Annotated in this window: 19 protein-coding genes and 1 tRNA gene; 3 read left to right on the top strand and 17 right to left on the bottom strand. The window is 38.0% G+C overall.

Translation table 11 applies throughout. The features are described 5' to 3' along the window. Positions 1-142: 142 nt before the first annotated feature. The 4 genes from AB3I34_RS01625 to AB3I34_RS01610 all read right to left on the bottom strand — a co-directional run bounded on the left by AB3I34_RS01625 (position 143) and on the right by AB3I34_RS01610 (position 5,693). On the bottom strand, positions 143-1,612 hold the full coding sequence (locus tag AB3I34_RS01625) for a flotillin family protein (protein WP_002357808.1): 1,470 nt from the start codon (positions 1,610-1,612) through the stop codon (positions 143-145). 16 nt (positions 1,613-1,628) lie between these two features. After that, on the bottom strand, positions 1,629-2,162 hold the full coding sequence (locus tag AB3I34_RS01620) for a hypothetical protein (protein WP_002357809.1): 534 nt from the start codon (positions 2,160-2,162) through the stop codon (positions 1,629-1,631). Positions 2,163-2,345: 183 nt separating this feature from the next. Then, positions 2,346-4,982 carry an FtsX-like permease family protein gene (locus AB3I34_RS01615; RefSeq protein ID WP_085444278.1) on the bottom strand — a complete coding sequence of 879 codons (2,637 nt, stop codon included), beginning with the start codon at positions 4,980-4,982 and terminating at the stop codon, positions 2,346-2,348. Positions 4,983-4,991: 9 nt separating this feature from the next. Further along, on the bottom strand, positions 4,992-5,693 hold the full coding sequence (locus AB3I34_RS01610; protein ID WP_010712361.1) for an ABC transporter ATP-binding protein: 702 nt from the start codon (positions 5,691-5,693) through the stop codon (positions 4,992-4,994). Between the two features lie 160 nt (positions 5,694-5,853). On the opposite strand from AB3I34_RS01610, the gene AB3I34_RS01605 reads away from it, so the two are divergent. Then, positions 5,854-6,513, top strand: coding sequence for a DNA/RNA non-specific endonuclease (locus AB3I34_RS01605; protein ID WP_010712360.1), 660 nt, complete (start codon positions 5,854-5,856; stop codon positions 6,511-6,513). 13 nt (positions 6,514-6,526) lie between these two features. Further along, a complete protein-coding gene (locus AB3I34_RS01600; RefSeq protein ID WP_010712359.1) occupies positions 6,527-6,913 on the top strand; it encodes a hypothetical protein in 387 nt (128 codons plus the stop codon). A gap of 42 nt (positions 6,914-6,955) precedes the next feature. On the opposite strand, the gene nagA is transcribed toward AB3I34_RS01600, so the two are convergent. Both nagA and AB3I34_RS01590 read right to left on the bottom strand, forming a co-directional pair. Then, positions 6,956-8,104: an N-acetylglucosamine-6-phosphate deacetylase gene (nagA, locus tag AB3I34_RS01595; RefSeq protein ID WP_002357814.1), complete on the bottom strand. Its 1,149-nt coding sequence runs from the start codon at positions 8,102-8,104 to the stop codon at positions 6,956-6,958. 100 nt (positions 8,105-8,204) lie between these two features. After that, complete coding sequence (locus AB3I34_RS01590; RefSeq protein WP_002381942.1) at positions 8,205-9,032, bottom strand: helix-turn-helix domain-containing protein; 828 nt, start codon at positions 9,030-9,032, stop codon at positions 8,205-8,207. 177 nt (positions 9,033-9,209) lie between these two features. Between AB3I34_RS01590 and AB3I34_RS01585 the strand changes: the two genes are divergently transcribed. Further along, complete coding sequence (locus tag AB3I34_RS01585) at positions 9,210-9,386, top strand: hypothetical protein (protein WP_002357816.1); 177 nt, start codon at positions 9,210-9,212, stop codon at positions 9,384-9,386. A 65-nt stretch (positions 9,387-9,451) separates the two neighbouring features. Here AB3I34_RS01585 and AB3I34_RS01580 read toward each other — a convergent pair whose 3' ends face one another. The 11 genes from AB3I34_RS01580 to hemW all read right to left on the bottom strand — a co-directional run bounded on the left by AB3I34_RS01580 (position 9,452) and on the right by hemW (position 21,180). Next, a complete protein-coding gene (locus tag AB3I34_RS01580) occupies positions 9,452-10,669 on the bottom strand; it encodes a pyridoxal phosphate-dependent aminotransferase (protein WP_002357817.1) in 1,218 nt (405 codons plus the stop codon). Positions 10,670-10,915: 246 nt separating this feature from the next. Further along, positions 10,916-10,999 (bottom strand) — tRNA-Leu (locus AB3I34_RS01575). 68 nt (positions 11,000-11,067) lie between these two features. Then, positions 11,068-11,529 (bottom strand): SprT family protein, encoded by a 462-nt coding sequence (locus AB3I34_RS01570; protein ID WP_002365561.1) that lies wholly within the window; start codon positions 11,527-11,529, stop codon positions 11,068-11,070. 26 nt (positions 11,530-11,555) lie between these two features. Further along, complete coding sequence (locus AB3I34_RS01565; protein WP_002377682.1) at positions 11,556-13,748, bottom strand: Tex family protein; 2,193 nt, start codon at positions 13,746-13,748, stop codon at positions 11,556-11,558. Between the two features lie 97 nt (positions 13,749-13,845). Beyond that, positions 13,846-14,580 (bottom strand): metallophosphoesterase family protein, encoded by a 735-nt coding sequence (locus tag AB3I34_RS01560; protein WP_002377683.1) that lies wholly within the window; start codon positions 14,578-14,580, stop codon positions 13,846-13,848. Between the two features lie 238 nt (positions 14,581-14,818). Further along, positions 14,819-15,988, bottom strand: coding sequence for a molecular chaperone DnaJ (gene dnaJ / locus AB3I34_RS01555; RefSeq protein ID WP_002357822.1), 1,170 nt, complete (start codon positions 15,986-15,988; stop codon positions 14,819-14,821). Between the two features lie 54 nt (positions 15,989-16,042). Continuing rightward, complete coding sequence (locus tag AB3I34_RS01550) at positions 16,043-16,165, bottom strand: hypothetical protein (protein WP_002357824.1); 123 nt, start codon at positions 16,163-16,165, stop codon at positions 16,043-16,045. 114 nt (positions 16,166-16,279) lie between these two features. Further along, complete coding sequence (gene dnaK, locus AB3I34_RS01545) at positions 16,280-18,109, bottom strand: molecular chaperone DnaK (protein ID WP_002357825.1); 1,830 nt, start codon at positions 18,107-18,109, stop codon at positions 16,280-16,282. A gap of 59 nt (positions 18,110-18,168) precedes the next feature. Next, positions 18,169-18,708 carry a nucleotide exchange factor GrpE gene (gene grpE, locus AB3I34_RS01540; RefSeq protein ID WP_002357827.1) on the bottom strand — a complete coding sequence of 180 codons (540 nt, stop codon included), beginning with the start codon at positions 18,706-18,708 and terminating at the stop codon, positions 18,169-18,171. Between the two features lie 54 nt (positions 18,709-18,762). Next, positions 18,763-19,806 (bottom strand): heat-inducible transcriptional repressor HrcA, encoded by a 1,044-nt coding sequence (gene hrcA / locus AB3I34_RS01535; protein WP_002357828.1) that lies wholly within the window; start codon positions 19,804-19,806, stop codon positions 18,763-18,765. A 225-nt stretch (positions 19,807-20,031) separates the two neighbouring features. After that, on the bottom strand, positions 20,032-21,180 hold the full coding sequence (hemW, locus tag AB3I34_RS01530) for a radical SAM family heme chaperone HemW (RefSeq protein WP_002357829.1): 1,149 nt from the start codon (positions 21,178-21,180) through the stop codon (positions 20,032-20,034). Positions 21,181-21,416: the final 236 nt, after the last annotated feature.

Genomic DNA, 21,416 nt, shown 5'->3' with positions numbered 1-21,416 from the left:
ATCCCTCCAAGAACTCTATGTTATCAGAATCTTTGAAACAAAACAAGCACCCGCTATTTCTCTGTCAGATTGTTTGTTTATCGTTTCAATGCAGCATTAAGGAGTAACGAAATGCGATTCGCTACTCCTTAAAGGCTGATTTCTATTCTTTTTCTGAACCTTCTGTTGCATGATAGTTCACGCTATTTGAGGTACCTTTTTTAGAAAAGTTTTCAATTAGCTCTTTCACGTCGAGGCCCGTTGTTTCTTTTAGTGTTTCTTGTGTACCAGCCAACAAGTTTGTTGCATAATTGGTAATACGGTTGGCGCCAGAATTTTCGCCACCTGCGCCTGTATCTACCACTGAAATCTTGTCAATGTTGCCCAATGGTTGTGCTGCTTCTTTCATTAATTGTGGTAACATTTCCATCACCATACTTAACACAGCTGCTTCACCATATTCTTTAAAGGCATCAGCAATCTTTTGTTTGGCTTCGGCTTCCGCTGCACCACGAGCTAAAATAGCTTCGGCTTGCGCTTGACCTGTTAAACGCGTTTTGTTGGCTTCCGCTTCGGCTAATGCTTCAACTTTGAAACGTTCTGCTTCGGCTTCTGCCACTTCGCGTGCTTTTTGAGCAAGAGCTTCTTGTTCGCGTGCATAACGATCTGCATCGGCTTTTTTCTTCACTTCTGAGTCGTATTGTTTTTCACGACGCGTAATTTCTTTTTCTTCTAACTCAATTTGTTTTTGACGTTCAACGACTTTGACTTCCATTTCTTGTTCCACCACGTGTTGTTGTGCACGCGCGCTTTCCAAGTTATAGGCTTGGTCTGCTTTGGCTTTGGCAATGTCTTGTTCTTGTTTGTATAACGCTAATTTCAATTCTTTTTCTTTTGAAGCTTCTGCAATTTCTGTTTGACGTTGCAATTCCGCTTGTTGTGATTCTTTTTCTGCTTCCGCTTTTTTGATGCGAGTTTCTTTCAAAGCTTCTGCTTCAGCAATATCTGCATCACGTTTAACTTGAGCGATTCTTGGTTTCCCTAATGAATCCAAGTATCCATTTTTATCACGAACTTCTTTAATTGTGAACGACACAATAACTAAGCCCATTTTAGCTAAGTCAACACTGGCAACTTCTTGTACACTTTGGCTAAATTTATCACGATTTTGGTAAATTTCTTCCACTGTCATTGAACCTAAAATCGAACGTAAATGTCCTTCTAATACTTCACGTGCTTCATTTTCTAATTCTTCCGTTGTTTTTCCTAAAAATTGTTCCGCTGCTGTCGCAATTTCTTCAACCGACGAACCAATTTTAATGATTGATGTTCCATCACACATTACAGGAACCCCTTGTTCTGTATACACTTCTGGTGTAGAAACATCTAATTTACTTGAAAGCAAACTAATTCGATTTGAACGTTGGAACACTGGTAAGACAAACGCACCACCGCCACGAACGATTTTAATTTTGTTGCCACCTTCGTCTACATGAACATTTTTAGAGCCTAGATAGCTCCCGCTGATAATTAACGCTTCATCAGGTTTGGCGGTCTGATATTTAGAAACAAACACAATTAATAACATTAATAATACTAAAACTGCAATAATAATCGGTAACAAAATTCCCATTTTCTTCTCTCCTACTCTATATTTTTAGACTGCCTTCGTAAGGAATGACATAACAAACCCGTTCTTTCAATTCAATAATCAATACCTCACTACCTCTTGGCGCAGCCACTTCTTGTGGCACATAAAATGCTGCTGGTCGACTTAACGAACCTGTGACACTCTTCAATTGAATCTCGCCCATTCCCCGGACAGGAATTGGGGTAATCACAGTAGCAACACGACCCTCCATGTCTTTTTCCGAAATAGAAATTGTGGCCTCTGAATTTTTCAAAGGGACCAACACATAAAAATTTAGGAAGAAAACAATAATGGTTGAAAGAATACCACTGACAATTAAAATAAGCCAACTATTCACCGCTGTTAATTCTTCCCCAAGGTACCCAAACAGCGAGGTAAAAGCAATCCATGGAATAATCAGCATTGGGTCAACCGGTCCATCAAAATTAAAAACATCCCCAAAAATAATTAGTAAAAAAGCGAGGACCGCGCTCCCCACTAATGCATAAAAATAAACCGTTTCCAATGGTAGACCTTCTAACACTTTTCCCACACTCCTTTCTGTGCTATAACCTAGTAATAGTGTACCAATTTTTAAATAAAAAGAGTAGTAATTTCCAAATAAATCTCAAAAGATACATCTTAAGACCTATTTTTTCTTAATAAAAGAAGCAACAATAAACGAGCAGCCCTAGAATTATCGAACTTCTACGGACTCCTCGTTTTTTAAAATGTGCTATTCATTTGATTTTAACGCTTCAATCATATTGATTTTCTTCAATTTCCGATGCATAATGACCATCACAAACAACGTGAAACACATGGTGATGACTGCGGAATATAGATAACTTGGCCAATGAATAATTGGCGAAAACATAATTAAATCAACTTCAACGGTTGCTAAAATATACTGATGCAAAATTTTCCCAAAGAAGCAGCCAACAATAATACCAATGAACGTTAAAATAATGTTTTCACGGTAAACATAGGTGGTGACTTCACGATCGTAAAACCCTAAAACCTTAATCGTGGAAAGTTCTCGAATCCGTTCAGAAACATTAATGTTGGTTAAATTATATAACACAATTAACGCTAAAGAACCAGAAACAGCAATTAGTACCCAAATGACAATATCAAGGCTTTTCAGCATATCATCAAACGAACCTTTCATCGCAGTTAAAAACGTAATGTTCAACACTTTCGGCTGTTTTGTCAACGCCTCTCCGATTGAGGTTTCTTGTTTTGAGGATAACTTTTTGTCAAAAAGTAGGAATTCTGTATTATACTCCGGCTTCTGTTTCGTCATCGTCTGGTAGAGTTTCGGCGTCATATAGACAAAATGACCCGTGTAGTTCTCTGCAATCGCGGCAATTTTCACGTGATAGGTTTGATTATCACTATTTTCTAAATTTAATTGATCTCCGACTTTATAGCCAAATAATTTAGCTAATTTTTCATTAATGATTACACCGTTATCGTTGAGGGAATATTTTTCTCCAGTGACTCGATCATTAAATAACTGAAAATCAGCCATTTTCGAAGGATCTTGTGGCACATAAAGAGTAATATTTTGAGTTGGTGCACCTTGGCCCTTCGTTTTAAAGATTTCTGAATATAACGGAATTGTTTTATTCAAACCATCCAGTTTGCGCAACGTTTCTTGATACTCTTTTGTCTCTTCAGCTGTTGTTTGCTCTTTAAAAGTCACGACTGCTTGGTAATGCCAGATTTTATTGAATTGAATTGTAGCGACATCCACAATTGAATCGCGTAAACCAAAACCAACAATTAACAGCCCCATACAACCAGCTATTCCGATAACAGTCATCAGCATCCGTCGTTTATAGCGGAACAGATTTCTAGCGGTCACTTTTTGAATAAAGCTCATGCGTTGCCATAAAGGGCGGATTCGTTCTAGTAAAATCCGTTGTCCTGCTTTCGGCGCTTTGGGTCTTAGCAAGGTAGCTGGTGTACTTAATAAATCGATTCTTAATGTCACTAAGGCCGCTCCCACAGTACAAGCTAAGGCTACAATGATGCCCCATAAACTGTAATTTAAGTACCACGGTGTAACTAAATCAGGAATATTGTACATTTGACCGTAGGCATCAAAAATTATTTTAGGGAATAGATAATAGCCAACTGCCAATCCTAATAATGCACCTGTTAGGCTAGCAACCGTTGCATAGGTAATGAAAATCGAAGCAATTTCACGATTACGATAACCTAAAGCTTTCAAACTACCAATTTCCATTCTTTTTTCTTCCACCATACGTGTCATGGTAGTTAAGCTGACTAATGCCGCAATTAGGAAAAAGAACAACGGGAACAGCGTGGCTAAAGAAGAAATCCGATCAGCGTTATCTTGATATTCAGAAAATCCTGGATTGTCTTCCCTGGTAAAATAATAATACGTTGGGGCTTTCAAATTGGCTAGCTCTGTTTCTTTTTCAGTCAACAGTTGTTCTTGTTTAGCCAATTCGTCTTTTTGCTTTTCAAGCATCTCAGCTGGAATTCCTGGTTGTTGCTCCAACTGCGCAAGCGCTTGTTTTCCCGTTTCCAGCGCTTGGCGACCTTGGTTAATGTCCGGCTGAGCCGAATCACGCAGGGCGGCAACCTGTTCTTCTGGCCGATTTTTCAGTGCCTCTTTTACTTGATTTAAGGCCTGCTCTCTTTTCTTTTCATAATCAGAGGAATACGTATTTTGATGTTTTAATGAACGAAATGAGATTAGCAATTCTGGATACCGTTGACTGTCAAAGGCTTTTTCCGAGACCACGCCAAAAAAGTTTAACGTTCCAGAACCGACCGTTGTGGTTCCCCTGGATGTATTATCAATATATTCTGGTGAATTGATAAATCCGACAACAGTAAAATGGGTTTGCGTCAGTCCTTTTTCTTTAATCGCTGCATCGTTTAAAGTGATTTTATCACCCATTTTATAGTCATATCTAGTTTTCGCTAATGTATCTAATGCAATTTCATTTGTTTGTTTAGGTAACCGACCGTCAACTACTTGATAGTTAACCGATCCTGCTTGATTTTTTCGATAGCCAAACAATTTTACTGCATTATTTTGCGGCCCAATCGTGGCATCTATTGTATACCGCGGCACAACTGTTTCGACATCTTTTAAAGACTGTAGTGTTGTTAAATCTTTCTTTTCCAGTCCCATTGTAGAAATTATTCGCGCATCTGGAAGCTGCTCTTTCTGGTAATAATTATTCGCGGTTTTAATCATATCTGGTCCAGTAGCTTTCAAACCAACAAAGACCATTACACCAAGGAAAATAATCCCCATAATCGATAAAAACCGTGTAGTAGATTGTCTAATTTCACGTAAGCTTGTTTTAATTAGCGCTGTTTTCTTCATTTTAGGCACCTACCATTCAATTTCAGCAACCAATTTAGGCTGATCATTCACAGTCATTTCGCGAACTTTCGCATCATTAATTCGAATTACCCGATCGGCCATTTCTGCAATGGCTGAATTGTGGGTAATAATTAAGACGGTCGTTCCTGTTTCACGAGCAGTGTTTTGCAAAATGGTTAAAATTTGTTTCCCTGTTTCATAATCCAGTGCTCCTGTCGGTTCATCACATAAAAGTAACTTGGGCTTTTTAGCAATCGCACGGGCGATGGTTACTCGTTGTTGTTCACCACCAGAAAGTTGCGCTGGAAAATTATCTAAACGTTCCCCTAAACCCACCGATTGTAAAACAGTGGTCGAATCCAACGCATCCGCAACGATTTGCGAAGCCAATTCAACATTTTCTTTTGCCGTTAAATTTGGGACTAAATTGTAAAATTGGAAAACAAACCCGACATCATTGCGTCGATAAGTGGTTAATTGTTTCTCTGAAAACTGAGCGATATCTGTGCCATCAATAATAATTTTCCCTTCATCACAGCTGTCCATTCCACCAAGAATATTTAAAACAGTTGATTTTCCAGCACCGCTGGGGCCTAAAATAACCGCTACTTCTCCTTTTTCCACTTCAAAAGAAATGCCGTCATTCGCAGTAATAGTTGTCTCTCCCATTTGGTAACGCTTGTATTCATTTTTGACTTCAATATAGGCCATCCACTATCCCTTCCCTTCTACATTAAAATAGTAACATATCTGAGAAAACAAGTCTTTCAAAGAAAAGCCTTTTTTGATTTTTTAGCAAATTTACGTATAATAGAAAAGATGGTCCACTTAAATTTGGACTATTGCAAGTATAAAATTAGAGGAGCACGTTATGGCAAACAGAAAGAAGAAACCACCATTTAATTCAACCATCATGCTGATTGGCGCATTAATCATTTTAATTTTAGGCGCGGTTGGCGTTAAAGTTCCTGATGCTTTACAAGATTTATTTAATGTTCAACCACAAACAACCACCCCTTCAAGCACACCAGCACCAAAAGGAGATAATCCCGGACCCATTGAAAATGGTAAAGCCACATTTTCAGCAGAGGAATTAAAGGATAACTCAAACGGCTGGATTACTTATCATTCTCTAGATCGTCTAAGACGAGCGACAGGCGCTGATGCGCTATTAAAACCCGCAATGGTCAATACAGGAACTTCCGCTAATAAAGATATTCGACCAGCTGGTTTCATTTCAGGAAAAGCTAATCATTCGCGTGGCCACCTAATCGGCCGTCAAATGGGAGGCAGTGGTGATGATCCACGTAACTTAACCACCTTGTATCAGAATCCCGTCAACACTCCTTATATGACGAAATATGAAAATCAGATTCGGGCAGCTCTTGATCGCGGAGAAACCGTTCGCTATCGCGTGACACCTGTATATAACGGAAACGATTTGTTGGCTGAAAAAATCATCTTAGAAGCCAAAAGCCTTAAAACAAATTCACCCATTGATTTTTCAGTAACTATTTTAAACAAACAATAAGGAGGAACTTTCATTGGATTTTGAACAGCTAAAAGAAACATTACCCGATGCAAAACCACAAACATTTTTGCAAGCAATCCTCTCTCAACCTCAAGAAGAGGATGCTGAATTAACTTTCAGTGAAGAAATTGATGAACAGTTTGTCGAAAATTGTAAATTTTTAGCCTCTCCAGAAACCATTTCTGAAACAGATGTAGAACGTTGGCGCGAACAAGAATTTTTAGTTGTCGCCCAAAGTTTAGATGGCGATTATCTAGCAGGCACTCTAGAGCAAACCTTTGTGATTCCTAGCTCCCTTTACAAAGAGGATATTGAGCAATTTGACAAGCAATTAATCGATTTTTTTATTGCCTACGAGAACAAAGAAATCACTTCTGCGATTTTACCAAAAGAATTATAAAAAAAGCTTGCGGATAAATTTCCGCAAGCTTTTTCTTGTGTCTTATGCTCGATAACGTTCTACGCCATCTAAATAAGTGGCTGCTAATTCCATGGTTGGTTCTAATACGATAAAGTCAGCATCGCGACCATTTGCAATCATGCCACATTGATCATCAATTTTACAGCTAATCGCAGGAACTAATGAAGCCATCATAATTGCTTGTGCAGGTGTTGCAATACCCCAATCAACTACATTTTTAATTGCTTCTTTTAGTTTTAAAATACTACCTGCTAAGTTCCCAGTATCCAAACGAGCCGTTCCTTCTGCTACCACAACAGGAAATTCACCTAAATTGTAGTTGCCATCTGGCATACCGCCAGCCATCATGCAGTCTGTAATTAACGCAACGTGATCATGGCCCGCTTTTTCCATCAATACTTCAGCCGCTTGCGGATGTACATGGTGTCCATCACAAATTAATTCAGAGAAAACGTGTTGTAACGTTAATAATGCACCAACCATTCCTGGTTCACGGTGATTTAAGCCGCGCATCCCATTATATGCATGAACAAAAACGCTAGCGCCTGCTTCAACTGCCACATCAGCTTCTTCTAAGGTCGCATTACTATGGCCTAAAGCAACAACGACACCTTCATCTGTAACGGTTTCAACAAATTCTTTCACACCATTACGTTCTGGTGCCAACGCAATTTTCTTAATAATTCCGCCTGAAGCTTCTTGCCATTCGTGGAATGTATCAAGGTCTGGATCTCCAAAATAACTTGGATTTTGTGCGCCTTTATGTTCTTCAGTAAAGAAAGGTCCTTCAAAGTAAATCCCTTGAATTTTTGCACCAGGTACTTCTTGGTAGACTTGACCAATCGTACGTGCAACATCTGTTAAACGTTCTTTACTTGAAGTTAACGTTGTTGGTAAAAATGAAGTTACACCACAAGATAATAAGCCTTCAGACATCACTTTAATGCCTTCTGCATCGTTATCCATTACGTCATGATTCATGTAACCATGAATATGAGTATCCACTAAACCTGGGGCAATCCATTTGCCTTCCTCACGAATAATTTTTACGTCCCCTTGCGGTTCATCTTTTGTATAATTACCAAAGATACCATCCGTGATTTCTAAATAACCAGGTCCTTTAACATCGCTTTTTAAAAAGAACTTGTCTGCAAAGATAAATGTTTTCATCTTCATCCTTCTTTCTTTATTTTACTTACTTCAAAAGTACTCTTAATCAGTACAAAAGTCAAGAAATGGTGTAGACCTTTTAAGCAATTCTGAGGATTTTTTAAAGATTGCCACTTTCCACATTTTTCATTTGTTGTGCTAAGTTCAGATAACGTTCCGCTTCTTCATGTTTATTCTTTCTCATTAAAACTAAATATTTTAGATTTAATAATTCACTTAAATAATAATAACTATTTTTTTTGCGAGCCCAAGTAATTCCTTGATCCACATAAATTTCGGCATCTTTTTCTGTATAATTTTTGAATAAGAAATCAGCATAATTAAAAAATATTTTCGTTAACTCTGCATTACTGCGTTCATTTGGCAATTGATTAAAATAATGAATACTCAAACTTAAAAATCGTTCTGCCTCTACTCGATTGCCCATGTAACCATAAGTAGCACCTAGACAACTAATTAATTGAATCTCTAAATCAGAAACATTTAATTTATCGGCTTTATAGGTGAAAGATAATCCTTTACGCAAACTAGCAATAGCTTTTTCGTAATCATTTAGAACAAACAATTCACAACTACCTAAATAATAATAATATTTTTGCCAGTCCGTATCTAAATACAATTGTTCTTCAATACGATTTTCCTTTAAATAATTTAATAATAATTGATATTTTTTATGGCGAAAATATTCAGCCATTTTTTCAAATGAATACGTAACAACGTGCACATCACCAGATTTATAACGCATAATCTGGTCAACCGTCACACCTAAACGATCACAAAGTTGTTGCATTACGAGGACATTCGGCAACTCTTCATTGTTTTCAATGCGGCTTAAAACACTTTGCGAACAGATGTCTTCTGATAACATTTTCTGTGTCAATTTTCTATTTTTTCTAATTTCTTTAATAACTGCACCTAAAGAATTCATCACAATAGCTCCTATTTATATCGGCCATTTTCCTTGCAAAATGGGGATTTTGTCAAAATATGCGAATTCGCATTATGCTTTTATTGTACTTTATTGCATAATATACTGCAAGAACATTATCTAAGGTTTTCTTAGAAAATAAATAGGTTCATTTTTATTAAAAAGGAGTGTTATTGTATGGCCGAAGAGAAAAAGGTTCACTTCATTTGGGAAAAAACAAATTATTCAGGCTTTGTGGAGAAGGAGTATGAAAATTCTTATCTCATCGTAGTAGCAAATCCTAGTCCTGATATGGAAGAAAAATATACCAACCGAATGATTATTAGTAAAAAAGCATGTGAAACCGCAGAATAGTATTGTTGATAAAACAAGAACTACCAAAAAATAGCTTCGTTAGAGGCTATTTTTTGGTAGTTCTTTTATTTTTGTTTGTAGGTACTTAAAAATTCACGCATTTTATCTGCTGTAGTTTTTAAGTCTTCCATCTTCGGTAAATAAACAATACGGAAGTGATCTGGTTGTTGCCAGTTGAACCCACCACCATGGACTAATAAAATATGATGTTTGTGTAAGAAATCTAAAACAAATTTTTCATCATCATAAATGTCAAATTTGGCCGTATCAATTTTCGGGAAAATATAGAAAGCTGCTTTAGGCTTCACGGCTGATAAACCAGGAATATCATTTATCGCATTGTAAATAAATTCTCGTTGTTCGTAAATTCTGCCACCTGGTAAAAGTAAGTCATCGACACTTTGATAGCCGCCTAATGCGGTTTGAATGATTTGTTGTGACAACACATTCGAGCATAACCGCATGGAAGCAAGCATATTTAGCCCTTCGATATACCCTTTTACTCGTGATTTATCTCCACTCAACACCATCCAACCGCATCGGAAGCCTGCCACTCGATGTGATTTTGACAAACCATTCAATGTTACGACAAATAAATCAGGTGCTAATGTAGCAATCGGTACATGAACCAAACCATCCATGACCAAACGATCATAAATTTCATCGGAGTAAATAATTAAATCATTTTGACGTGCCACTTCGACAATTTCTAATAATAACTCTTTCGGATATAAAGCACCAGTCGGATTATTGGGATTTATAATAACGATTGCTTTTGTATTCGAAGTTATTTTTGATTTTATATCATCAATGTCTGGATACCATTCTGCTTGCTCATCACAAATATAATGGACGGGCGTACCGCCTGCCAAAGAAACAGACGCAGTCCATAAAGGATAGTCTGGCATTGGCACAAGTACTTCATCGCCGTTATTTAACAAGCCTTGCATACACATGGTAATTAATTCACTCACGCCATTACCAGTGTAAATATCATTAATCGTTACATTAGGAAATTTTTTTAATTGGCAATATTGTTCAATCGCTTTTCTTGCAGAAAAAATACCTTTTGAATCGGAATAACCTTCTGAATCGCGAACATTCACAATCATGTCGCGCACAATTTCATTTGGGGCATCAAAACCAAATGGCGCTGGATTCCCTGTATTTAATTTCAAAATACGTATGCCCTCTTCTTGCATGCGTTCTGCTTCTTCTAAAACAGGACCACGGACATCGTAACTTACGTTATTTAATTTATCGGATTTTTTAAAATTTCTCACACGGACTCCCTCGCTTCACAAATTTATACTCTAAAGTTACGCCAACTATAATGAAAAAGCAATAATAAATATCAGAATTTAATAAAAAATTGATGGTTTTTCCGTAATAAACAAGAGCGTGGGACAAAAATCACTTTGGATTTTTGCTCCACGCTCAAAAACTGATAAACGGCGGGAACAGAAGCAACTCCTTCTTATTTCTCGGAGTTAAACACTTCTGTCCCGACCTCTTGTTATACTAGTTGATGCAGATGATGGGACTCGAACCCACACGGACATCTGTCCACATGACCCTCAATCATGCTTGTCTGCCAATTCCAACACATCTGCATTTTAAGAGCACTTATTTATCCTAAAATAATTACTGGTCTTTGTCAAGATAACAAAGACCAGAATTGTTAGATTTGTTCTTTTTTCGCTTGCCAGGACAAACGCCCATGACATTTTCCGCAGACATATCGTGTCGTATCAATTCGTCGTTTTCTGAGGATGACTTCTCCACAAGACTGACATTGGTACTGATGGAAAACTGCTTTTTTCCGTTCTACTAGAGGCGGTGCGTAACGGGCACCGCCAGTCTTAGCCAATAACTCTTTAAAGTCCTTATCTTTATGCTGATAGCCTTTGCCAGCTAAATGTAAATGATAGTGACATAACTCATGCTTAATGACTTTTTCCAGTTCCTCTTGTCCATACTTTAAAAAAACAGTTGGATTAAAATCCAGGTGATGCGAAGCTAAATGATAGCGACCGCCCGTAGTTTTTAACCGCCGATTAAATGTAGCTTGATGCAGAAAAGGTTTCTGAAAAAATACGATTGAAATTTTTTCCACTAGCGTTTGAAGCGCTTGATCTGTCATCAAGACTGGTTGAGACTCTTTCATTGCTACTCTTTTCTATCAGCCCGAGGCAACATAGTTAAACTAATACGCCCCTTTTTCAAGTCAACATCTTCTACCCAAACTGTGACTACATCCCCCACCGCAACAACATCCGTTGGGTGCTTAACAAATTTAGGACTTAACTTAGAAATGTGGACTAAGCCATCTTGCTTCACACCAATATCGACAAACGCGCCAAAGTCAATTACGTTTCGAACAGTCCCTTGCATTTCCATTCCTGGTTTCAAATCTTCCATTGTCAACACGTCTTTACGTAAAAGTGGCGCGGACATCTCATCGCGCATATCACGACCTGGTTGGATTAAACTAGCAATAATATCTGTGAGTGTTTCTGAACCTACTTCTAACTCAGTAGCTAATTGATTCACTGGTAACTGTTTCAATTTTTCGATAGCTTCTGCTGTCCCTAATTCTTTAGAAGCAATCTCTGCTTTTTCTAAAATTGCTTGTGCTACTGGATAACTTTCTGGGTGAATGCCAGTGTTATCTAACACATTTTTGCCATTAGGAATTCGTAAAAAGCCAATTGCTTGTTCAAATGCTTTTGGTCCTAAACGAGGTACTTTTTTGACTTGATTTCGTGCTGTGAAGACACCATTTTCATCACGATAAGTGACTAAGTTTTGCGCCGTTGTTTTATTTAAGCCAGAAATATGTTGTAAAAGTTGAGCACTCGCTGTATTCACATCAACACCAACTTGGTTTACTGCAGTTTCCACAACAAAATCCAATTGCTCGGCAAGACGTTTTTGCGATACGTCATGCTGATATTGACCAACCCCGACTGCTTTGGGATCAATTTTTACTAATTCTGCCAGCGGATCTTGTAAACGACGTGCAATGCTGACCGCACTTCGTTCTTCGACTTGTAAATCAGGAAACTCTTTACGAGCCACTTCACTCGCAGAGTAAACGGAAGCCCCTGCTTCATTAACAATCACGTAAAAGACGTCCCGTTTCACCGCTTTTAATTGCTCTGCCACAAACAATTCAGATTCACGACTTGCCGTTCCGTTTCCAATAGCTACCATGTCCACTTGATAGTCTTCAATGATTTTTTTAAAGGCTGGACCAGCGGCTTCACGTTTCGCAGCAGTCGCTGGTTTATGTGGATAAATCACTTGAATTGCTAAAACTTTACCCGTTTCATCGACAACTGCTAATTTACAACCTGTCCGATAAGCCGGGTCAAATCCTAGAACAACTTTTCCTTTAAGTGGTGACTGTAATAATAAATTACGTAAATTTTCACCGAAAATTGCAATCGCTTGTTCATCAGCTTTTTCTGTTAATTCATTGCGGATCTCCCGTTCAATCGCTGGTCCAATAAATCGTTTATAGCTATCTAAATAAGCAGCCTCAATGTATGGAGCAGCAAAACTTGTTGCTTGTTTGCCGATTAGTTGACGTTGGAAATAATCATTAATTTTTGTTTCATCAGCGACAAGGGAAACCTTTAAAATGTCTTCTTTTTCACCACGATTCGTTGCTAAGACACGGTGCGGCACCATTTTGCTAACTGGTTCTGCAAAATCGTAATACATTTCATAGGTCTGCTTTTCGTCTTTTTCTTCGTCCTTAACTACGCTAACGTATTGCGCATGTTTAACCATATAATCACGTAACCATGTTCGGTATTTTGGTTCATCGCTAATGCGTTCTGCTAAAATTTCATGAGCACCTTGCAAGGCTATCTCGGCGGTTGCAACTTCTTTTTCTTCATTAATAAAAGTAGCCGCTTTAGCTAAGATATCCGCGTTTTCAGGTAAAGAGAGCAACCAATCTGCTAATGGTTCCAACCCTTTTTCTTTCGCGATAGTCGCTTTAGTCCGACGTTTTTGTTTATATGGTCGATATAAATCTTCCACTTGTTGCATTTTTACTGCTTTTTGAATATCTGTTTTGAGTTCTTTTGTTAGTTTTCCTTGCTCTTCAATTAAACGGAGAACTTCTTCTTTCCGCTTTTTCAAGTTTTGTAAATAATGATAACGTTCTTCTATTTCACGGATTTGGACTTCATCTAAACTTCCAGTCATTTCTTTCCGGTAACGGGCAATAAAAGGAACTGTATTTCCTTCATTTAATAAAGTTAAAACCGTTGTTATTTGTTTTGAACGATACGTTGTCAATTCTTTTTGAAGTAGCGCTACTACTTCTTCGTTATAAGCTTCTGCCATTAACTAGATACCTCTTTTCTTATGCATACTTATCTATTTTAGCATATTTTTGCTTCTAAATATAGAAGTGAGGTAACTGATTCGTGCGATTAAGGAATCAAAATTCTGGTTGCCACGCAGGGGTGCGTTTTTGATATTCGATATCTTGGACAATGCCTTTTTCATTAAAAATCACACCATGTACAGAGCCGCCAAAAATAGCACCACCATCTATCCCAATTTTTCCATCACTTTGCCAAAGGTCCGTGGTCTGCATATCACCATGTAACATCGGGGTAATGGTATGACCAAAAACAATGGTCTTGCCTGTATTATTTTTCCCTTGATGAAAGGGTTCGCGAATCCACAAAAAATCCTTAGGTGCTGTTTGCCGCCAATCTTCCATCGTTAAATCAACCCCAGCATGCACAAATAAGTAATGCTGCCATTCAAAATAAAGTGGTCGTTTTGTTAAAAAATCAATTAACTCTGGATAGCGACTACGGATCATTAAGGCCATTTCTGTTGGTGAGTATTCTGCAGTAGCTCCTGGATGCAAGAGGCTTTCAATCGTTTCCTTGCCGCCATTGCGAACATATCCTGCAAACCAGTCCTCTGGATTTTGAAGAAACTGCAAAAAATATTCTTCATGATTGCCTCGTAAATAAACAGCGCCGTGTTGCTCGACAAGTTCTTTTCCTTTGAGAAAACAGGCTTTAGAATGCGGACCACGGTCGTTTAAATCACCAATTAAAACTAGCTGATGCTCAACTGGGTCATAGTCTGTGAGTAAGGCATCAAACAAATCTGCTTGTCCATGAATATCACTGATTACATAAACATATGGTTTCATAAATAAGCCCTCCTAACTTGCTTATATTAAGTATACGCTAAATTTTAAAATATTCTCGTAAAATGTTTGGAAATAAGAAACGAAAATAGGACATAAGTCAAAACGACTTATGTCCCACTCTCTAAATCTTAAGATAATCAATTGAACAAAAGCAGCACCTACAATTACTCGTTGCAATTTAGCCTTCGAGAGTGATGAACACTTGGAGCTAACTGCTTTTGTCTCTGACTCTTTTGGTTTATTTTTTCTTCTTACCGCCAAACGCATCTTTCATTTTATCAAAGAAGCCTTCTTCTTGTTGTTCAGTTACATTCTGTCCGCCAGCTTTTGCAAAAGCTCGTAGGGCATCCTTTTGTTCTTCATTAAGATTTTTTGGTGTTATTAATTTCACCTTCACGTGTTGATCACCATTGCCCCCACCACGTAAACGTGGCGCACCTTTGCCTCTTAAGCGGAAGTTTGTGCCAGTTTGTGTTCCAGCCGGAATTTTTAATTTCACGTCACCATGAACAGTTGGGACAGTTACTTCGTCCCCTAGAGCCGCTTGGACGAAACTTACTGGTAAATCATAGTAGATTTCTGCGCCATCTCGGTCGAAAATGTCACTATCTTCAACACGAAAGACTACATATAAATCACCATAAGGTCCACCATTGGTACCCGCTTCTCCTTGGTTAGCTAAGCGCATTTGTTGGCCGTCTTCTACTCCAGCAGGCACATTTACTTTGACAGTATGTGCTTTTTTCTCATGACCTGTGCCATGACAAGTTGGACATGGTTCTTTAATTTCTTTCCCTGTGCCATGACACACATCACAAGTTTGACGACTCATCATACGACCTAATGGCGTTTGACGTTCAACATTGATTGTTCCAGAGCCATGACATTTATGACAAGTTTCTGGGTGCGTGCCTGGTTTGGCGCCATTACCGCCACAGGTTGCACAAGTATCTTCTCGATTGTACTTAATCTCTTTTTCGACACCGAAAATAGCTTCTTCAAATTTCAATTGAATTGTATATTGTAAATCGGCGCCTTGTCTTGGTGCGTTTGGATCAACAGAACGGCCACCGCCGCCGCCAAAGAATGAATCGAAAATATCTTCGAATCCACCAAAACCACTACTGCTAAATCCGCCGCCACCGAAACCGCCAAAGCCACCAGCGCCGCCACCGTAATTAGGATCAGTTCCTGCATGGCCATATTGGTCATAGGCCGCTTTTTTCTGTGGATCACTTAATACTTCATACGCTTCAGAAACTTCTTTAAATTTTTCTTCCGCATCGGCTTCTTTGTTAATATCTGGATGGTACTTTTTGGAAAGTTTGCGGTATGCTTTTTTAATTTCATCATCTGAAGCACCTTTTGCTAATCCTAGCACTTCATAATAATCTCGTTTCGTCGCCATTGACTTCCCTCCAACTTTCTTCAAACTTTACAATGTGTTTAGAACCAGCCAAATTCATCGATTGCTTTCGGTCTCTCTGGTTGGATTATCTGTCACACCTTGAATCAGTGTTACTAGCTGTGAATAGGTATTTTCAGCTTGTTTAACATCGTTGTAATCATACCACAGTTCTTTCAAAACCTAAATAGTTTCTTGCTAACTTGATTGTGGTTGATTTTCTCACAAAAGACAAGGGACTGGGACATTAGTCATTGTACTAATGATCCAGTCCCTAAAATCAATTGTTATTGATTATTTGTCATCACCATTTACTTCTTCAAAATCAGCATCAACAACATCATCAGCGCCACCTTGGGCAGCTTCAGGATTTTCTTGTGCTTGTTGTTGCGCAGCTTGTTCGTAAAGTTTTACTGTTAAGTTTTGGACGATTTCATTCAATGAATCACGTTTTGCTTTCATTTGTTCGATATCGTTTGCTTCGATGGCTGCTTTTAATTCATCACGCGCATCTTCTGCTTTTTTCACTTCTTCAGCGTCTACTTTGCCTTCTAATTCTTTCAATGTTTTATCAACAGTGAATAATAAAGCATCTGCATCGTTACGTAAGTCAACTTCTTCTTTACGTTGTTTATCTGCTTCAGCGTTTGCTTCAGCATCTTTCACCATACGTTCGATTTCATCATCAGATAAACCTGAAGAAGATTTAATCGTGATTGTTTGTTCTTTTTGAGTGCCTAAGTCTTTCGCACGAACATTTACAATCCCGTTTTTATCAATGTCAAAGCTTACTTCAATTTGTGGCACACCACGAGGAGCCGCAGGAATATCTGTTAATTGGAAACGACCTAATGTTTTATTATCAGCGGCCATTGGACGTTCACCTTGTAAAACGTGAATATCAACAGCTGGTTGATTGTCAGCAGCAGTTGAGAAGACTTGTGATTTACTTGTTGGAATCGTAGTGTTACGATCAATTAATTTTGTAAATACGCCACCCATTGTTTCAATACCTAATGACAACGGTGTTACGTCTAATAAGACAACGTCTTTAACATCACCAGTGATTACGCCACCTTGGATGGCAGCACCCATTGCTACTACTTCGTCAGGGTTAACTGATTTGTTTGGTTCTTTGTTTGTTTCTTTGCGAACAGCTTCAACTACAGCTGGAATACGTGTTGAACCACCAACTAGGATAACTTCGTCGATTTCAGAAGGATTTAAACCAGCATCTTTCAAGGCTTGACGTACTGGTACTTTTGTACGTTCAACTAAATCACTTGTTAATTCATCAAATTTTGCACGAGTTAAGTTCATTTCTAAGTGCAATGGTCCTGCTTCGCCAGCAGTAATAAATGGCAAGCTGATTTGTGTGCTTGTTACACCTGATAAGTCTTTTTTCGCTTTTTCAGCAGCATCTTTCAAACGTTGTAATGCCATTTTATCGTTAGCTAAGTCAATGCCATTTTCTTTTTTAAATTCTGCAACCATGTAGTCAATGATTTTATTATCAAAGTCATCCCCACCTAGGTTGTTATCACCGGCTGTTGATAATACATCGAAAACGCCATCGCCTAATTCAAGGATTGACACGTCGAATGTACCACCACCAAGGTCAAAGACAAGAATTTTTTCATCTTTGTCTGTTTTATCTAAACCATAAGCTAAAGCTGCTGCTGTTGGTTCGTTAACGATCCGTTCTACTTCTAAACCAGCAATTTTACCAGCATCTTTTGTTGCTTGACGTTGCGCATCGTTGAAATATGCAGGAACTGTAATAACTGCTTTTTCAACTTTTTCACCTAAATAGTCTTCAGCAAAACCTTTTAAATATTGTAAGATCATTGCAGAAACTTCTTGTGGTGTATATGATTTTCCTTCAACATCAACTTTGTAGCCAGCTTCACCCATGTGACGTTTAATAGATGAAATCGTGTTAGGATTTGTAACAGCTTGACGTTTTGCTACTTCGCCCACTTGAATTTCACCGTTTTTGAATGAAACGACAGAAGGAGTTGTGCGGTTACCTTCTGGGTTTGCAATAATTTTTGCTTCGCCGCCTTCTAGCACTGCGACAGCTGAGTTTGTTGTTCCTAAGTCAATACCAATAATTTTACTCATAGTGAATATCTCCAATCTGTATTAGTTTTCTATAATAATATAATTTTAATTAACGTTTGTTATTGTGCAACAATGACCATTGATGGTCGTAACACACGATCTTGTAATTTGTACCCTTTTTGTAGAACTTCAACAATGGTATCTGCTGGGGTTTCTTCAGAAGCAGGGACTGTTTGAACGGCTTGATGTAAATTTGGATCAAAGGTTTCACCCATTGCTGGGATTTCTTCAATTCCTTCTTCTTTTAAAGCCACAGTAATACTTTCTAGCACCATCGAAATACCTTTTTTCAAGCTTTCACCTTGTTCATCTGATACTTCAATGGCCATTGCTCGTTCTAAATTATCAATAGATGGTAAAATCTTTTTACCTAAATCTTGTGAGCGGTAACGAACTAATAATTCTCGTTCGTTTTTATTTCGATTGCTCATATTAGCAATTTCGGCTCTTGCCCGCAAGAACTTGTCTTCCATTTCGGAAAGCTCTGCTTTAAGATTTTCAATCTCTGTTGCTTCAACTTCTACTTCAGAAACGCCAGCAGCATCAACAGCTTCCATTTCTTCTTGTAATTCTTCTTGCTTCTCTTCTTTTTTACTCACTTCAGCAACTTCCTTTCTCTTTATGCATCTACTTCTTATCCTAACAAGGTTTGCTTAATTACCTAAAAAACGGTAATAGTCACCTAGTTGTGAAGCTAGCTCATGTCGAAACGTGTCTACCAAACCGAATATTTTTGAATACGGCATACTGGTTGGTCCTAGCAGGGCAATTGTTCCTTTGCCATGTCCTGATACTTCATACGTAGCAGTGATCATGCTCATATCTTCTAAGAGATTGTTGCCAATTTCTGAGCCGATACGAAAAACAATTGGATTTTCTGTTGTTGCAGAACCATTTAATAAATGCGTCAGCTCATCAGAATTTTGCATAAAGGAATAGACAGATTTCAATTGTTCAATATCTTGTTTGATGCCAAAATCTAACAAATTCATGCGACCACCGACAAAGACTTTTTCTTCAAAGGCATGTCCTAACATCTCATCGAATAAGTTCATCATTCCTTCTGGCGTTTGGAAATAGCGATGTAAAATCATCGGAATCTCCGTCCGCAAACGATGATAAACGGTCAACAAAGGTTGTCCAACCAACTTATCATTGATGATTTGTGTCATTTTTTCAAGATCTTGGCTAGAAACAGCGGCAGGAATGGCAAATACTTGGTTTTCAACATTGCCTTTATCTGTCACTATAATAGCAAGGACTTGCCGATCATTCAAAGGAACCATTCGAAAGCCGGTTAATTTCCGTTCTTTCACTTCAGGTCCTAATGAAAAAGCAGTATAACTTGTCAATTCTGATAGAATTTCAGCTGATTGTCGAATAATATCATTAATCTCATGAAATTCTTTTCCAAAAGATTGACGAATCCTTCTAAGTTCGTTCTCTTCTACTTGTGTTGGTTGTAAAAGATGATCCACGTAGTAACGATAACCAGCCATTGAGGGGATTCGCCCTGAAGAAGAATGAGTCTTAGCTAATAAGCCGTATTCTTCTAATGCTTTCATATCATTACGAATTGTGGCAGAACTAGAGGCAATGCCATCCTCCATCAATTTTTTAGAACCGACAGGTAAGCCCGTGTTCGTGTAATTTTGGATGATAAGTCTCAAGATATTTTGTTGTCTTTCTGTAATCATCGTTATTACCACCCTTCATTAGCACTCTTAACATCTAAGTGCTAACTACATATACTAATATAACAAGTCCTTACCTTTTTGTCAAGGGAAATACGCAACTTTTTAGCACTCTTAACACAAGAGTGCTAATTACTGCAAATCACCTTCAAAACCCACTAATACCAGCCTTTGTGATAAAAAAACCATCGAAATGCTTTGTCACACTTCGATGATTTTTTTATTTTTTTACTCTTTTTCACTTAACAAAAATGCTTCAAAAACATTATTCCCCACAAATAGTCCTTTTTTCGTTAAACGTAAGATATCTGCTTCTTCAATTAATAATTCTTCTTTGATTAAGCGTTGAATGACCTCTCCATAAATTGCTTCAATTGGTTCATGAAATTTTTGTTGGAATTTTTGTTTAGAAATACCTACTTTTTTACGTAAGCCTAAAAATAGCTCCTCTTCTATTTGATTTAGACGAGTTAATTCTTCGGTCTCCACAATTGGCAATTGATTTTCTCGCAAGGGTTTCAAATAATGTTGGATTGGACCGTGATTTTTGTAACGAGTTTGTCCAAGATAGCCGCTGGCACCTGCGCCAAATCCATAGTAGTGGTCATTATTCCAATAAGCTAGATTATGCTGGCTTTCTTTTCCTGTTAAAGCAAAATTACTGACTTCATATTGGTGACGTCCTTTTTTCTCCATTGCTTCAATCGTTTCGTCAAACATCTGTGCTTCGATTTCTTCTTCAGGCAGCTGTAACCGTCCTTGACGAACCCAGTTCATGAACATTGTTTTATTTTCAAGAATTAATGAATAAAGCGAATAGTGCGGCAAGTCCAATGCTAAGGCTCTTGTCAAAGTATCGCGAAAACTTTCCAATGTTTGTCCAGGTAAAGCATAGATTAAGTCAATACTGACATTGGTAAAATTTTCTTTCTCTAAAAATTTCATTGTTTCATAAACATCTGCAGCGGTGTGCTTGCGACCGATTTTTTTGAGCAAACGATCATCAAATGTCTGAACGCCCATCGAAAGACGATTGACGCCATAGTTTTTCATGACTTGTAATTTTTCTTGGGTTAAATCACCAGGGTTTGCTTCCACCGTAAATTCATTTCGGTCATCAAACGTTAGCTGTTCGCGAACCCCTTTTAGTAGCACATCTAACTGTTTCGCTGATAATGAAGTTGGCGTGCCTCCGCCAATATAGATGGTTTTCATTTCTTGTTCCGGATACAATGCTTGCGTAAGTTGAATTTCTTTTAATAAACTCTGAATATATTCATCAACTGGTTGTCCTTCTAAAAAGACCTTGTTAAAATCGCAATAATAACAAATATGCTCACAAAATGGAATATGAATATAGGCCGACCGATCGAACATCGGCGTTGAAGTTGAAAGTTGGTTTGTTTTGGTCATTAGCTCGTTTTATCTCCTTATTACCAAAAAGCTCGTTCTTTTTGGTAAGTCTCTACTAGCCATACTAACTGTAAATGACAAATAAATCCATAAAAAAATTCGCACAGTCACTTAAAACAACAACGAGGAGCTGTCATAAAAACCGACACCTCCTCAACCTTGAAAGAAAAGTAAAAAAATTTTTCTATATATAATAGTAC

Origin of the sequence: Enterococcus sp. C102(2024), from assembly GCF_040888205.1 — a bacterium.
In the GTDB taxonomy this organism is placed as follows: Bacteria; Bacillota; Bacilli; order Lactobacillales; family Enterococcaceae; genus Enterococcus; species Enterococcus faecalis.
The sequence above is the reverse complement of the archived record's forward strand: the minus strand, read 5'-3'. Positions and strand labels throughout refer to the sequence as shown.